The sequence below is a fragment of the Enterobacter sp. E1 genome (assembly GCF_016809815.1).
GTDB classification, from domain to species: domain Bacteria; phylum Pseudomonadota; class Gammaproteobacteria; order Enterobacterales; family Enterobacteriaceae; genus Enterobacter; species Enterobacter adelaidei.
In genome coordinates this window covers 44,042-58,349 of the sequence record NZ_JAFBJM010000011.1, presented here as the reverse complement: position 1 = coordinate 58,349, position 14,308 = coordinate 44,042, and the positions used below count along the sequence as shown (strand labels likewise).

Annotated in this window: 14 protein-coding genes; 9 read left to right on the top strand and 5 right to left on the bottom strand. The window is 53.2% G+C overall.

What is annotated here, in order from left to right; translation table 11 throughout:
- Window positions 1–192: 192 nt before the first annotated feature.
- Complete coding sequence (gene ssb1 / locus JGF26_RS20035) at window positions 193–717, top strand: single-stranded DNA-binding protein SSB1 (protein WP_008503384.1); 525 nt, start codon at window positions 193–195, stop codon at window positions 715–717.
- Window positions 718–777: 60 nt separating this feature from the next.
- On the opposite strand, the gene JGF26_RS20030 is transcribed toward ssb1, so the two are convergent.
- Complete coding sequence (locus JGF26_RS20030; protein WP_028017927.1) at window positions 778–1,059, bottom strand: YjcB family protein; 282 nt, start codon at window positions 1,057–1,059, stop codon at window positions 778–780.
- Window positions 1,060–1,549: 490 nt separating this feature from the next.
- On the opposite strand from JGF26_RS20030, the gene JGF26_RS20025 reads away from it, so the two are divergent.
- Window positions 1,550–2,953, top strand: a complete 1,404-nt coding sequence (locus tag JGF26_RS20025; RefSeq protein WP_108089415.1) for a sensor domain-containing diguanylate cyclase — start codon at window positions 1,550–1,552, stop codon at window positions 2,951–2,953.
- Between the two features lie 340 nt (window positions 2,954–3,293).
- The gene (locus JGF26_RS20020; protein ID WP_028017925.1) at window positions 3,294–4,859 is read left to right on the top strand and encodes an EAL domain-containing protein; all 1,566 of its coding nucleotides are present in this window, start codon (window positions 3,294–3,296) and stop codon (window positions 4,857–4,859) included.
- Window positions 4,860–4,865: 6 nt separating this feature from the next.
- Here JGF26_RS20020 and soxS read toward each other — a convergent pair whose 3' ends face one another.
- The gene (soxS, locus tag JGF26_RS20015; RefSeq protein WP_013095071.1) at window positions 4,866–5,192 is read right to left on the bottom strand and encodes a superoxide response transcriptional regulator SoxS; all 327 of its coding nucleotides are present in this window, start codon (window positions 5,190–5,192) and stop codon (window positions 4,866–4,868) included.
- A 97-nt stretch (window positions 5,193–5,289) separates the two neighbouring features.
- Between soxS and soxR the strand changes: the two genes are divergently transcribed.
- The 4 genes from soxR (at window position 5,290) to JGF26_RS19995 (ending at window position 10,127) form a co-directional block, all read left to right on the top strand.
- Window positions 5,290–5,748, top strand: a complete 459-nt coding sequence (gene soxR / locus JGF26_RS20010) for a redox-sensitive transcriptional activator SoxR (protein WP_023331806.1) — start codon at window positions 5,290–5,292, stop codon at window positions 5,746–5,748.
- 266 nt (window positions 5,749–6,014) lie between these two features.
- Window positions 6,015–6,686, top strand: a complete 672-nt coding sequence (locus JGF26_RS20005; RefSeq protein ID WP_134708611.1) for a glutathione S-transferase — start codon at window positions 6,015–6,017, stop codon at window positions 6,684–6,686.
- Between the two features lie 294 nt (window positions 6,687–6,980).
- Complete coding sequence (gene ghxP, locus JGF26_RS20000; RefSeq protein ID WP_028017923.1) at window positions 6,981–8,330, top strand: guanine/hypoxanthine transporter GhxP; 1,350 nt, start codon at window positions 6,981–6,983, stop codon at window positions 8,328–8,330.
- A 150-nt stretch (window positions 8,331–8,480) separates the two neighbouring features.
- A complete protein-coding gene (locus JGF26_RS19995) occupies window positions 8,481–10,127 on the top strand; it encodes a Na+/H+ antiporter (RefSeq protein ID WP_028017922.1) in 1,647 nt (548 codons plus the stop codon).
- Between the two features lie 74 nt (window positions 10,128–10,201).
- On the opposite strand, the gene JGF26_RS19990 is transcribed toward JGF26_RS19995, so the two are convergent.
- Window positions 10,202–11,089 carry a LysR family transcriptional regulator gene (locus JGF26_RS19990; protein WP_028017921.1) on the bottom strand — a complete coding sequence of 296 codons (888 nt, stop codon included), beginning with the start codon at window positions 11,087–11,089 and terminating at the stop codon, window positions 10,202–10,204.
- A gap of 101 nt (window positions 11,090–11,190) precedes the next feature.
- On the opposite strand from JGF26_RS19990, the gene JGF26_RS19985 reads away from it, so the two are divergent.
- Both JGF26_RS19985 and JGF26_RS19980 read left to right on the top strand, forming a co-directional pair.
- The gene (locus JGF26_RS19985; RefSeq protein WP_049007728.1) at window positions 11,191–11,601 is read left to right on the top strand and encodes a CidA/LrgA family protein; all 411 of its coding nucleotides are present in this window, start codon (window positions 11,191–11,193) and stop codon (window positions 11,599–11,601) included.
- Window positions 11,594–12,283, top strand: coding sequence for an LrgB family protein (locus tag JGF26_RS19980; protein WP_014830302.1), 690 nt, complete (start codon window positions 11,594–11,596; stop codon window positions 12,281–12,283). The genes JGF26_RS19985 and JGF26_RS19980 overlap by 8 nt, the downstream gene beginning before the upstream one ends.
- Before the next feature lie 33 nt (window positions 12,284–12,316).
- Here JGF26_RS19980 and actP read toward each other — a convergent pair whose 3' ends face one another.
- A complete protein-coding gene (gene actP / locus JGF26_RS19975) occupies window positions 12,317–13,966 on the bottom strand; it encodes a cation/acetate symporter ActP (RefSeq protein WP_108089409.1) in 1,650 nt (549 codons plus the stop codon).
- Window positions 13,963–14,277: a DUF485 domain-containing protein gene (locus tag JGF26_RS19970; protein ID WP_114979528.1), complete on the bottom strand. Its 315-nt coding sequence runs from the start codon at window positions 14,275–14,277 to the stop codon at window positions 13,963–13,965. The genes actP and JGF26_RS19970 overlap by 4 nt, the downstream gene beginning before the upstream one ends.
- Window positions 14,278–14,308 lie beyond the last annotated feature (31 nt).

Below are 14,308 nucleotides of genomic sequence, written 5' to 3'. Positions count from 1 at the left end.
GAAACGGCTAATTATGACACAATTTAACCTGTTTGAATATACAGTATTGGAATGCATTTTCTGGTTCGCTGTGTAACAATACTCAGTTCGCGTGCGAACTCTGGAAGATGCTACGCAACTATCAAAGTGGCGTCTGGAAATGGTACACTCGCGCGTTTACACTATTAAGAAACGTATTCAGGAGACACGAACATGGCCAGCAGAGGCGTAAACAAGGTGATTCTCGTCGGTAATCTGGGCCAGGACCCGGAAGTACGCTACATGCCGAGTGGTGGCGCAGTTGCCAACATTACGCTGGCTACTTCCGAATCCTGGCGTGATAAAGCGACCGGTGAGATGAAAGAGCAGACTGAATGGCACCGTGTTGTGCTGTTTGGCAAACTGGCAGAAGTGGCCGGTGAGTATCTGCGTAAAGGTTCTCAGGTTTATATCGAAGGCCAGCTGCGTACCCGCAAATGGACCGATCAGTCCGGCGCTGAGAAATACACTACTGAAGTGGTGGTAAACGTTGGCGGCACCATGCAGATGCTGGGTGGCCGTCAGGGCGGTGGCGCACCAGCAGGTGGCGGCCAGCAGCAGGGCGGTTGGGGTCAGCCTCAGCAGCCGCAGGGTGGCAACCAGTTTAGCGGTGGCGCACAGTCTCGCCCGCAGCAGCAGTCTGCTCCTGCGCCGTCTAACGAGCCACCAATGGATTTCGACGACGATATTCCGTTCTGATCCTCTGATATCCCAACAAAAAACCCAGACAATAGTCTGGGTTTTTTATTCCGTAAGGGATCAGGTAATCACCATCGGCCAGTCTGGTGGCGTGTGGCTCATCGCTTCAACCATCACCACTTTAATATTTTCCCAGACGGCAGCGATATCCAGCAGGGTGATGCCAAGCAGGCCCGTTGCAAACCAGCAGGCAGCACCCAGCCCAAGCAGGGTGCTGATGATAGCAAGGCCAGCGTAATCAGACTTACGAAACTGAATGTTCAGCGTACTGGCTAAAAACATCAATACCGCACTCAACAACGGCCAGCGTAAGAGAACCATGCTGGTAGTAATGGTTGCCATAAAACCCATCCTCTACAAAACAGACTCACTGAATGAAACAGTGTTTTTAATTACATAAGATATGTGAACTATATCACATTTGATGATTTATTCGCCAGTGTCAGGATGATGAAAATGGAAGGATTCATAGCTGTATGAAATGGATAGGTATCAGATAGAAAATATATCTTTGCTGGCTAAGAAACCCTTTTCCCCTACTCTTCATAATGAATTCATCGAGATAGCAAAACCTCTGCAAGACGGCGCCTGTTGTACAACGTTTACAGCAATAAACCTATAGATTATGCTTGAGTGGACATATTAATTTACTCGCAGCTAACCTTTCAGGTTTTTGAATTTTATTATTATTTTTATTTCTTTGTCCGTTTTTAATTACACACAACAGTCGTTTCATTTCGTTGTGCTGATTTTCAGCCTCCAGCTCTGGCTGACCGGTTTTTGAACCTGAAGACAGTTGCGTCCGGTTTATCGCGTGATAATCGGCAAAAAGATGAAAAAAAAACGATGTGAGATTGTTAATGACAGCATGCAGGCTTTGCATGCGCTGGCTAAGTTGATGCCCCAGCTTCACACTCAGTGTTCACTGGCAGAAATGCTGGAGACGATCAATCGCTCGCTGGGGGCGAGCCTGGCCTGGGTAAGCGTTAATGATAATGACGGGCTGCACCGTGTCGTCTGCGCGGGTGAGGTGGCCTGCCACTCTTTTGAAGCCGCTGATTTTCTGGCAGGTACCCTGCTCCAGCGGCATCACCGGTCATGGCGGGTGATCTACTGGAAAGAGAATATTGGCCGCGCCTTATTTCCTCCGCAGCACCCAGGCTATACGCAATTGCAAAGCGGGGTGTTATGCAAACTTTCAACCCATGACTGGCATTGCAGGGGATATTTTTTTTTAGCATTCGATGAGAAATTGTATTCTCTGCCGATCCTGAAAAATATCGTCGTGGTGCTGGTCGAAAAATTAAAAGACTATTTTGAGGAAATTATTGCCCGCGAGAAAACTGCACAGGAAATGCAGCGTGTCGTGACACAATATAAGACTCTGTTTGAACGGGCGCCGGTTTTAATGAACTCTTTCGACAAATTTAACCGCTGCGTATTGTGGAATGCCGAGTGCGAAAAAGTATTTGGCTGGACGATGGCGGAGATCGGGGCTCATGCCGATCCACTCTCGCTGTTTTATCCAGACCCTGAAGAGCGGCGTCGGGTAAGAGAGTCGGTAAATGTCTCTCCACTCAAGGACATGTATGAGTGGCATCCGCTACGTAAAGACGGTACGAAGTTGACCGTATTGTGGTCAAACATTCTGTTGCCAGACAACTCTATCCTGAATATTGGGCTCGACATTACCGAGCGGAAGAAAGCAGAACAGCAGCTGGAAGTGAAAGCCACTATTGACGATCTCACCGGCTGTTTTAACCGTTCGGCGATTTTGCAGCAGCTGGAACTCGCGCAATCCGCAAATGCCAGGCGGGAGCCTAACAGCCATTTTTCTGTTCTGATGTTTGACCTGGATTTTTTCAAACAAATCAATGATGAGTGGGGACACCAGGTGGGCGATGCGGCGCTTCTTCACTTTTGTGATTGTATCCGTGAGTTAGCCCCTTCAGATTCTGCATTAGGGCGCGTGGGAGGGGAGGAGTTTTTGCTTCTGCTGGCGCAAACTCATTGTCATGACGCGGCGCAACTGTCCGCCAGGCTGCATACCACGCTGAAAACCAAACCGCTGAGGGTTGGAGAGAAAAAACTGGAGCTGTCGTTTAGTGCAGGAGTCGTGGAGGTGTGCGGGGATCAGTTCGATACATCGGCATTGCTGACACGAGCGGATAAAGCATTATATGACGCCAAGCGTACGGGACGGGGAAAAACGGTAGTGGCAGCTGGCTATTTATAAATCAGCGAACAAAATACACCCGAAAAAATAGCATGAAATTTCATTAAGAAGTTGTGCTTTTTTCATGCTGTCCAAAGTTTGGCTTAATCAACGATCCTCTGTTGTGTTATCTTCGCACCATCCCTTACGGGATGGGTAAATATTTTCCTTAATTGAAACGGAACGAATACTTACAGTTTAGCTTACGGGAAAATATTATCGTCATAACGAAATTTAAGATTTTTAATACTAAAAGTCAGTTGCTAACTTCGCATGATTCATGCAACGTAATCACCTGTTTAGCAAAGCATCCGGCCTTCATTACTACAGGCGTACAACATGCAGGGATATAGGGCGGGAAATGAATCGTAGCGCGCGGCGCAAGATGCTCAGGGTGGTAGGGATCATCATGGTAGTTATGCTACCGGTGATGCTTGCGCTATGGTTTGCCCAGCTAAGAGCCGTATCGGAAACAAGTGCTCAGCTACGTACCTTTGCAGAACTGGCTTTAGACAAAACAGAACTGGTTATTCAACAGGTTGAACTGGCCCGGGACGAGGCGGTAAAATACCAGGGCGAACTTTGTACGCCGGGACATCGTCAATATATGCTGAACGTTGTTCGTGGCCGTCTGTTTGTCGCCGATTTAATTTATGCCGAAGGTCAGAATTTTCTTTGTTCGACCGTTTTTACACCGGAACACCCCTACTCAATTTCCGTCGCCAATTACACGCGTAAACCGGATGTCGCTATCTATTATTATCGCGATACCCCATTTTATACTGGCTATAAAATGACATATATGCAGCGTGGGAATTATGTGGTGGTGGTCAATCCGCTTTCGTACAGCGAAGTGATGTCAAACGATCATTCCCTTTCATGGGGAGTGTACGACACGATAACCAATGCATTCTTTTCCGTTAGCCAAAAAGCCAATGTTTCTTTATTAAATTCGATGATTCGGGATAAGGAATCGGTATTTCAAAAAGATAACCGTTTTTATACCGTCGTAAAATCGCCAAAAAGACCGATTGCGGCTATTGTGTCAACATCGAATAAACGCTTTTATGAAACGCTTTATCATCAGGCGACATTGACGCTGCCACTGGGGATGATCTGCAGCATTATTATTTTGCTGGTATGGTCGCGTACCCATCGTGAACTCAATTCCCCTGGGCGCTTGCTGCAACGGGCGCTGAACAAACGCCAGCTTTGCCTGCACTATCAGCCGATCATTGATATCAAGAACAATCAGTGTGTGGGGGCTGAGGCGTTGTTACGCTGGCCTGGTTTTAACGGACAGGTGATGAGCCCGGCAGAGTTTATTCCGCTGGCTGAAAAAGAGGGAATGAGCGAGCGGATAACGGATTATGTTGTTGAGGAGGTGTTCAGCGATCTGGGCCATTTCCTGGCCGCACATCCGCACCTCTATATCTCGATTAACCTGTCGGCCACAGATTTCCACTCCTCGCGGCTGATCGCCATGATTTCTGACAAGGCCCGCCACTATGACGTGCGTGCCCAGCAAATCAAGATTGAGGTGACGGAACGCGGGTTTATTGATGTGCCAAAAACCACACCGGTGATTCAGGCTTTCCGTCAGGCAGGTTATGAAGTCGCAATTGATGATTTCGGGACGGGTTACTCTAACCTGCATAACCTCTATTCGCTGAACGTTGATATCCTCAAAATCGACAAATCCTTTATCGACACCTTGACGACCAACAGCACCAGTCACTTGATCGCCGAGCATATTATTGAGATGGCACAAAGCCTGCGGCTTAAAACCATTGCGGAAGGCGTAGAGACGGCAGAGCAGGTCGGTTGGTTGTTGAAGCGCGGTGTTCAGTTCTGTCAGGGATGGCACTTCGCGAAAGCGATGCCGCCCCAGGAGTTTATGACCTGGCAGCAGCAACCTTTGCATTGATAGTGATTAATTCAACTGGTGGCGATAATCGCTCGGCGTGCGGTCAAATTCGCGACGGAACACGCGGGAAAAGGTTTGTTGCGACACATAACCAAGATCCATCGCGATATCAAAAATGGGCCGCTGCGTTGAGCGTAGCGCCTGGGCTGCCAGCAGCAGTCTGCGCTGACGAATGTACTCACCCAACGTCTGATGCATAACCGTCCGGAACATCCTCTGTAAATACCATTTCGAATAGCCCGACTTTTTAGCGACCACATCAATGTTCAACGGTTGGTCGATATGTTCATCAATCCATTCAATAAGTGTCTGAATAATCTGCTGATGTGACATACGGTGCCCCTCTGTAGATACAACTTTCCTGGTTGATTCGTCGTTTTCTCTGCGGGGGAGTATAATTCCTCAAGTTAACTTGAGGTAAAGAGGTTTTATGGAAAAGAGATTGCCGCGAATTAAAGCGCTGTTAACTCCAGGTGAAGTGGCAAAGCGAAGCGGCGTTGCAGTATCCGCGCTCCACTTCTATGAAAGCAAAGGGTTAATCAAGAGTATCCGTAACGGTGGAAACCAGCGCCGCTATACCCGCGATGTGCTTCGCTATGTGGCGATTATCAAAATTGCGCAGAGAATCGGAATTCCCCTGGCCACTATTGGCGAGGCATTTGGCGTGCTGCCGGAAGGTCACACGCTGAGCCCGAAAGAGTGGAAGGAGCTTTCGTCCCAGTGGCGTGAAGAGCTGGACAGGCGTATCCATACGCTGGTCGCGCTGCGTGACGAGCTGGATGGCTGCATTGGTTGCGGCTGTTTGTCCCGGAGCGATTGTCCGTTGCGTAACCCGGGCGACAGGCTGGGTGAACAGGGAACGGGGGCGCGGTTGCTGGAAGAGGATTAATAAAGAACTAAAGCGCCACATAAGGGCGCTTTAGTTTTTCCCGGTCTTTGTCTTTCTCTCTATCCCGCTGGTTCACGGGAGGGTTTCCCCCGACATCAGCACCCCTCATGTCGAGCTGGTTGGGGAGGTTCCGGATTGTGCTGACACTTTAATTCTATGCAAGCCCCGTCATTTCGCCAGCCACGTCGGTTGTTTTTTAGCCGAATTTTTTTCGCGGTGTTGTTCGATTTTCTATAGTTAAAAAGTATGAATAACAGGAGACAACCATGCTTACGGTACATCACCTTAACCAGTCGCGCTCACATCGTGTGATCTGGGCGCTGGAAGAACTCGCCCTGCCTTATGAGATCATTCACTACCAGCGCGAAAAGAACATGCTGGCTCCTGAGTCCCTCAAAAAAGTGCACCCGTTGGGCAAATCGCCGGTCGTCGAAGATAATGGCCTGATTCTGGCGGAGTCAGGCGCCATTCTGGAGTATTTGCAGGAAACGTACGATCCCGGCTCTCGGTTGAAACCCTTGGATCCCGCTCATAAGGTGCAATACCGCTTCTGGCTGCATTATGCCGAAGGGTCGCTGATGCCGCTGTTACTCATGAGGCTGGTGTTTAACAGCCTCGGTAAACCCCCTGTACCGTTTGGTATCCGAACGCTGGGCAAAGCGCTGGGACAGGGAGTGCAAAAAGCCTATCTCAACCGTCAGCTGGAAACCCATGCACGTTTCATTGACTCACATCTTGCGGAAAACAGCTGGTTTGCCGGGGATTCGCTCAGCATGGCCGACATCCAGATGAGTTTCCCAATTTTTGCCCTGCTGGCGCGTGGTGGCATCAATAATCTGCCGCATATTCAGGCATGGAAGAAAAAGGTTGAGAACAGCCCCGGGTGGAAAAGAACGCTGGAACAAGGTGGGCCATTATCTATCCCGGGGGGCGATTGAAATGTAAACAAATTGCGCATAAACGATAACGTTTGCGCATCCTCTGTTTATTTCTTCAGCGTCATAAGTGAATTTTAGCGAAAAACGACAAAGTTCAGTTGAAAAGGGCGGTGATTAGGCTAGATAATCGTTTGCCTTAATTTGACCACCCGTTTGTAAGCGCGGAGCTAAACGTTTGCTTTTTATGTGACGCCCTTTCGTCACCAACGCAACTCAAGGATTTGACGTTTAGCTGGCAGTGGCGTCTCCACCACGCTTACGGACTTTCTAAAAAACTCTCAGGGGATGTTTTCTATGTCTACGCCATCTGCGCGTACTGGCGGTTCACTTGACGCCATGTTTAAAATTTCGGCTCGCGGCAGCACCGTGCGCCAGGAAGTTGTTGCCGGTCTGACAACGTTCCTGGCGATGGTTTACTCCGTCATTGTTGTGCCGGGCATGCTGGGCAAAGCGGGCTTCCCGCCTGCGGCTGTCTTTGTTGCTACCTGCCTTGTGGCCGGTGTGGGCTCCATCGTGATGGGGCTGTGGGCGAACCTGCCGCTGGCAATTGGTTGCGCCATCTCTCTAACGGCGTTTACCGCATTCAGTCTGGTGCTGGGTCAACACATCAGCGTACCGGTTGCGTTGGGTGCCGTGTTCCTGATGGGTGTGCTGTTTACCGTTATTTCAGCGACCGGCATCCGTAGCTGGATTTTGCGCAACCTGCCGCACGGCGTAGCGCACGGTACGGGTATCGGTATCGGCCTGTTCCTGCTGCTGATTGCCGCCAACGGCGTCGGTCTGGTCATCAAGAACCCGCTGGACGGTCTGCCGGTTGCGCTCGGTCACTTCGCGAGCTTCCCGGTGATTATGTCTTTGATTGGCCTGGCGGTGATTATCGGTCTGGAAAAACTGAAAGTCCCGGGCGGTATTCTGCTGACCATTATCGGGGTTTCTATTGTCGGCCTGATTTTCGATCCTAACGTCCACTTCTCCGGGATTTTCGCCATGCCGTCGCTGAGCGATGACAAAGGCAACTCCCTGATTGGTAGCCTGGATATCGTCGGCGCGCTGAACCCGGTGATCCTGCCAAGCGTGCTGGCGCTGGTGATGACTGCCGTGTTTGATGCAACCGGTACTATCCGCGCGGTAGCGGGACAAGCGAACCTGCTGGATAAAGACGGTCAGATTATTGATGGCGGCAAAGCGCTGACCACGGACTCCCTGAGCAGCGTCTTCTCTGGTCTGGTGGGTGCAGCGCCGGCTGCAGTATACATCGAGTCCGCAGCGGGTACGGCGGCAGGCGGTAAAACCGGCCTGACGGCGATCACCGTCGGCGTGCTGTTCCTGCTGATCCTGTTCCTGTCTCCGCTCTCCTATCTGGTTCCGGCGTATGCGACCGCACCAGCGCTGATGTACGTTGGTCTGCTGATGCTGAGCAACGTGGCAAAAATCGACTTTGCTGACTTTGTGGATGCGATGTCCGGCCTCATCACCGCGGTATTTATCGTACTGACCTGTAACATCGTGACCGGCATTATGATCGGTTTTGCATCGCTGGTGATTGGTCGTCTGGTCTCTGGCGAGTGGCGCAAACTGAACATCGGCACGGTGGTGATCGCCGTTGCGCTGGTGGCGTTCTACGCGGGTGGTTGGGCAATCTAAGTTGTCCTATGATGCGAAAACGGGTGGCTCAGGCCGCCCGTTTTTATTTTCAGGACTCATCCTGTTGCCTTTTGCGTTACTCTGGGGAAGATAGAATAAAAGGCACGACGCCTTCCGGAGTACATAAGCAACACAGCAAACAGGGAACGCATGGAAATCTTCTTCACAATACTTATCATGACCCTTGTGGTCTCGCTATCTGGGGTAGTTACACGCGTACTGCCCTTTCAGGTCCCTCTTCCATTAATGCAAATTGCCATCGGCGCGCTGCTGGCGTGGCCGACGTTTGGCCTGCACGTGGAGTTCGATCCCGAACTGTTCCTCGTGCTGTTTATCCCACCACTGCTGTTTGCAGATGGGTGGAAAACCCCCACGCGCGAATTCCTTGAGCACGGGCGAGAGATTTTCGGTCTGGCGCTGGCGCTGGTGGTGGTCACCGTGGTTGGGATTGGTTTTCTGATTTACTGGGCGGTGCCGGGTATCCCGTTAATTCCCGCTTTTGCGCTGGCCGCCGTCCTGTCACCAACCGATGCTGTGGCACTTTCTGGCATTGTGGGTGAGGGCCGAATTCCGAAGAAAATTATGGGCATTCTACAGGGTGAGGCGCTGATGAATGACGCCTCCGGCCTGGTCGCCCTGAAGTTTGCGGTGGCGGTTGCGATGGGCACGATGGTCTTTACCGTCGGCGGTGCGACGCTGGAATTCTTCAAGGTGGCGATTGGCGGTATTCTCGCAGGCTTCGTGGTGAGCTGGCTGTACGGACGTTCGCTGCGATTCCTCAGCCGTTGGGGCGGCGATGAGCCCGCAACGCAAATCGTGCTGCTGTTCCTGTTGCCGTTTGCCTCTTACTTGATTGCGGAACATATCGGTGTGTCAGGCATTCTGGCGGCGGTGGCGGCAGGCATGACCATCACCCGTTCCGGCGTAATGCGTCGCGCACCGTTGGCTATGCGTCTGCGTGCGAACAGCACCTGGGCAATGCTGGAATTTGTCTTTAACGGCATGGTGTTCCTGCTCCTGGGCCTGCAATTGCCAGGCATTATGGAGTCCTCGCTGGTGGCGGCCGAGGCCGATCCGAACGTTGAAGTCTGGATGCTGTTTACCGATATCGTGCTGATCTACCTGGCGTTGATGCTGGTGCGTTTCGGTTGGCTGTGGACGATGAAAAAGTTCAGCGTGCGTTTCCTGACGAAAAAACCGATGGAGTTCGGCTCGTGGACCACGCGTGAACTGCTGATTGCCTCCTTCGCAGGGGTACGCGGGGCGATTACCCTCGCCGGTGTGCTCTCTATTCCATTGTTGCTACCGACGGGCGATGTCTTCCCGGCGCGCTATGAGCTGGTGTTCCTGGCGGCAGGTGTGATTCTGTTCTCGCTGTTTGTTGGCGTGGTGATGTTGCCTATTTTACTGCAGCACATTGACGCCGGTGACTCGACCCAGCAGCACAAGGAAGAGCGCATTGCCCGTGCGGCGACTGCCGAAGTGGCGATTGTGGCAATCCAGAAAATGGAAGAACGTCTGGCCGCCGATGCGGAAGAGAACATCGACAATCAGCTGCTGACGGAAGTCAGTTCCCGCGTGATTGGTAACCTGCGTCGCCGTGCCGATGGGCGTAACGATGTGGAAAGTTCGCTGCAGGAGGAGAACCTCGAACGCCGGTTCCGTCTGGCGGCGCTGCGTTCAGAGCGTGCTGAATTGTACCATCTGCGCGCCACGCGCCAGATCAGTAACGAAACGCTGCAAAAGCTGCTGCACGATCTGGATCTGCTGGAAGCGCTGTTGATAGAGAATCAGTAACGCGCTTTTGCCCGGTGGCGCTACGCTTACCGGGCCTACGTGCTCGATCGGTTCCCTCTCCCTGTGGGAGAGGGTTAGGGTGAGGGGATCCAAAACCCCTCACAGCACTCCAGCCACGCCTGGGCGCTGTGCGACAAATACACCCCTTCGCGCCAGATCATCCCCAGCTGCCAGTGCAGGTTGCTCTCCAGCGGGATCCAGCGCAGCGTATTTTTATCCAGACGCTCGCAAATCGGTTGTGGCAGGATGGCAATCCCCACGCCTGCCTGCACCATCGCGGCCAGGAAATCCCACTGACCGCTGCGAACCGCAATGCGCGGCTTCACGTTGTGTTGATTAAATAACGTCATCAACTGGCGGCTGAGCGCAAAGTCTTCGTTGTAAATCAGCAGCGGATGTTCGCCGAGAAGCTCGGGTTTCACCGAGTCTCTCTTCAGCCAGTCGCCGGAGCGGGGAACCAGTACGCACAGTGGATGGCTGAAGAGTGGCAGTGTCGCCAGGCCACTCTCTTCCTCAACGGGGAGGGCGGTCATCGCCACGTCCAGCTCGCCGTTGATAACCGCCTGCTGGACGGTTAACCCGCCAAACTCTGAAATCTTTAGCTCTACGCCGGGATAGCGCTGACGAAAAAGGCTAATCGGCCCGGCCATCATCATCCCTACCATCGGCGGAATGCCGAGACGAAGCACACCTTTCGTCAGATGATTGATATCGTCCAGCTCCGCTTCCAGCTGGCGGAACTCCGCCAGGATTGCCAGCCCACGCTCAAAGACGACGCGCCCGGTATCGGTCAGTAACAGCTTGCGCCCGTCGCGGATCAGCAAAGTGCAGTTCAGTTCATCTTCGAGGTTTTTCAGCATCTTGCTGATGGTGGGCTGGGTAACAAACAACTTCTCCGCTGCGCGGGTAAAACTTTGCTGACGAACCACTTCGACAAAATAGCGCAGCGTTCTTATGTCCATGATTATTCCTCGAAACTATACCTTTGATGATTTTAATTCATTTCTGTCCATACCGTGCGCTCACTATACTGGCGCCTCGTCTCATTTTTGAGGAAACCCCCATGGCCGTGGCGTTAAGCCGTGTTACGCCTGCCGTTGTGCAACGACTCCAGGTACCGGTTCAGGTACTGCTCTACGCGGGACTGTTTGTTTTTGCCGAATATCTTGTCGGCTGGTTGCATCTGCCGTTGCCAGCCAACCTGGTGGGGATGATGCTGATGCTTACGCTCATCCTTTGTCGCGTCATTCCCCTCAATTGGGTACGGGCCGGCGCGCGCTGGCTGCTGGCGGAGATGCTGCTGTTCTTTGTCCCTGCCGTGGTGGCGGTGGTGAACTATGCGCAACTGCTGATGGTGGATGGCTGGCGCATCTTTGCGGTCATCGCGCTGAGTACGCTGATGGTGCTGGGGGCGACCGCCTGGGTGGTGGATAAAGTGTATCGCTTTGAAATCAGCAGGCACAAACATGACTAACTTTCAGATAAGCGTCTTGTGCCTGATTGCGACGCTGGTGATCTACTTTGCTAACAAGCGGCTGTATCGCCGTTTTCACGCCCTGCCGCTGATGCCGCTGGTTTTCACGCCGATCCTGCTGGTGTTGATGCTGGTCTTCGGTCATATCTCCTGGCAGAACTACATTGGCGAATCCCACTGGCTACTGTGGCTGCTGGGGCCGGCGACTATCGCCTTTGCCGTCCCGGTGTATGACAACCTGGCGATTATCAAACGCCACTGGATGTCACTCAGTGCAGGCGTGATCACCGCCACGGTGGTGGCGGTCTGTAGCTCGGTCTGGCTGGCGCGGCTGTTTACGCTGCCCGATGAAATTCAGCGCAGCCTGGCGGTACGTTCGGTGACGACACCATTTGCGCTGGCCGCGGCCAAACCGCTTGGCGGACAGCCGGATCTGGTGGCGCTGTTTGTTGTTGTCACCGGCGTCTTCGGCATGGCGGTGGGCGATATGCTGTTTCTGCGGCTGTCTATTCGGGAAGGGATGGCGAAAGGCGCGGGCTTTGGCGCGGCGTCGCACGGTGCGGGCACGGCACGTTCCTATGAGCTGGGTCAGCAGGAGGGCGTCGTGGCGAGCCTGGTGATGATGCTCTCAGGCGTGGTGATGGTACTGATTGCGCCGCTGGTGGCGTGGGTGATGTTCTAAATTCCCCGGCCAGAGTGACCGGGGAGGAAAGGCTTAGTGCGCGCGACCCTGCTCAACGCCCAGGCCGGTTTGCGAACGAATAAACTGGGCGCGGAATTTCTCGCGTTCCAGGTTACCCTCCGGCGAATTGTCGGTGGCCGAGAAGAACCAGATACCGATAAACGCCACGGCAATAGAGAACAGCGCCGGGTATTCATACGGGAAGATAGCTTTCTCGTGACCGAGTATCTGCACCCAAATGGTTGGGCCCAGAATCATCAGGATCACCGCCGTCAGCAGTCCCAGCCAGCCACCAATCATCGCCCCACGGGTGGTCAGTTTTGACCAGTACATGGAGAGCAGGATGATCGGGAAATTGCAGCTTGCCGCGATCGAGAAGGCCAGCCCCACCATAAAGGCGATGTTCTGCTTCTCAAAGAGAATGCCCAGCAGAATAGCGACCACACCCAGCACCAGCACGGTGATCTTGGAAACCTTCAGCTCATCACGTTCGCTCGCGCCTTTACGGAAGACGTTGGCGTAGAGGTCGTGTGACACCGCAGACGCACCTGCCAGCGTCAGCCCTGCAACCACCGCAAGAATGGTAGCGAAGGCCACGGCGGAGATAAAGCCGAGGAACAGATTACCGCCCACCGCGTCGGCCAGATGCACCGCCGCCATGTTGTTACCACCAATCAGCGCACCTGCCGCATCTTTAAACACCGGGTTTGCCCCCACCAGCATGATGGCACCAAAGCCGATGATAAAGGTCAGGATATAGAAGTAACCCATGAAACCGGTGGCGTAGAAAACGCTCTTACGTGCTTCGCGTGCATCGCTCACGGTGAAGAAACGCATCAGGATGTGCGGCAAACCTGCAGTACCGAACATCAGACCCAGACCGAGCGAAAGGGCTGAAATCGGATCTTTCACCAGACCGCCCGGGCTCATGATGGCTTCACCTTTCGGGTGGACCGCCATCGCTTCGGTAAACAGGTTATTGAAGCTGAACCCAACGTGTTTCATCACCATGAAGGCCATAAAGCTGGCGCCGAACAGCAGCAGTACGGCTTTGATGATCTGCACCCAGGTCGTTGCCAGCATGCCGCCGAACAGGACGTACATCACCATCAGGACGCCAACCAATACCACTGCGACGTGGTAGTTCAGGCCGAACAGGAGTTCGATCAATTTACCCGCGCCCACCATCTGCGCAATCAGATACAGCGCAACCACCACCAGCGAGCCACAGGCTGAGAGGGTGCGAATCGGCCCCTGTTTCAGGCGATAAGATGCGACGTCTGCAAAGGTGTAGCGTCCCAGGTTACGCAGGCGTTCAGCAATCAGGAACAGAATGATTGGCCAGCCGACCAGGAAGCCGAGCGAGTAAATCAGACCATCGTAGCCTGAGGTATACACCAGGGCAGAGATGCCGAGGAACGAGGCCGCGGACATAAAGTCGCCGGCAATCGCCAGTCCATTCTGGAAACCGGTAATGTTGCCGCCCGCAGTGTAGTAATCGTTACGGGAGCGCACGCGTTTCGACGCCCAGTACGTGATGTACAGCGTCAGCAGGACGAAAATCAGGAACATCACAATCGCCTGCCAGTTGGTTGGCTGGCGCTGTACCTCGCCGGTAATGGCATCCGCCGCGTGGGCGGCAAAGGGAAGTGTGGCGGCTAGCGCCGTCAGGACTCGCTTCATGATGCTTTTACCTCTCGCAGTACCGCTTTATTAAGACGATCGAATTCACCGTTCGCGCGCCAGACGTACACGCCTGTCAGCACAAATGAAATCACAATCACGCCAATGCCAATGGGGATCCCGCGCGTGACGCTGGTCCCCTCGTGTAGCGGGGTGCCGAGCCAGTGTGGGGCAAAGGCGATAAGCAGAATAAAGCCGACGTAGATAATCAGCATGATGATGGAAAGGAAGAAGGCAAACCGTTGCCGTTTATCGACGAGCTCCCTGTAGTGCGCACTATTCTCTATCTGCTGACAAATATCGTTATTCATCACAGAGTCTCCAGAAGTATTGGTAGGGGAG

Excerpts from the sequence above, each read along its gene's own strand:
- actP (WP_108089409.1), bottom strand. The coding sequence starts at position 13,966 with ATGAAGCGAGTCCTGACGGCGCTAGCCGCCACACTTCCCTTTGCCGCC.
- soxR (WP_023331806.1), top strand. The coding sequence starts at position 5,290 with ATGGAAAAGAGATTGCCGCGAATTAAAGCGCTGTTAACTCCAGGTGAA.
- ghxP (WP_028017923.1), top strand. The coding sequence starts at position 6,981 with ATGTCTACGCCATCTGCGCGTACTGGCGGTTCACTTGACGCCATGTTT.
- JGF26_RS19980 (WP_014830302.1), top strand. The coding sequence starts at position 11,594 with ATGACTAACTTTCAGATAAGCGTCTTGTGCCTGATTGCGACGCTGGTG.
- JGF26_RS19990 (WP_028017921.1), bottom strand. The coding sequence starts at position 11,089 with ATGGACATAAGAACGCTGCGCTATTTTGTCGAAGTGGTTCGTCAGCAA.
- JGF26_RS19995 (WP_028017922.1), top strand. The coding sequence starts at position 8,481 with ATGGAAATCTTCTTCACAATACTTATCATGACCCTTGTGGTCTCGCTA.
- JGF26_RS20025 (WP_108089415.1), top strand. The coding sequence starts at position 1,550 with ATGAAAAAAAAACGATGTGAGATTGTTAATGACAGCATGCAGGCTTTG.
- soxS (WP_013095071.1), bottom strand. The coding sequence starts at position 5,192 with ATGTCACATCAGCAGATTATTCAGACACTTATTGAATGGATTGATGAA.
- JGF26_RS20005 (WP_134708611.1), top strand. The coding sequence starts at position 6,015 with ATGCTTACGGTACATCACCTTAACCAGTCGCGCTCACATCGTGTGATC.
- JGF26_RS20030 (WP_028017927.1), bottom strand. The coding sequence starts at position 1,059 with ATGGCAACCATTACTACCAGCATGGTTCTCTTACGCTGGCCGTTGTTG.
- JGF26_RS19970 (WP_114979528.1), bottom strand. The coding sequence starts at position 14,277 with ATGAATAACGATATTTGTCAGCAGATAGAGAATAGTGCGCACTACAGG.
- JGF26_RS20020 (WP_028017925.1), top strand. The coding sequence starts at position 3,294 with ATGAATCGTAGCGCGCGGCGCAAGATGCTCAGGGTGGTAGGGATCATC.
- ssb1 (WP_008503384.1), top strand. The coding sequence starts at position 193 with ATGGCCAGCAGAGGCGTAAACAAGGTGATTCTCGTCGGTAATCTGGGC.
- JGF26_RS19985 (WP_049007728.1), top strand. The coding sequence starts at position 11,191 with ATGGCCGTGGCGTTAAGCCGTGTTACGCCTGCCGTTGTGCAACGACTC.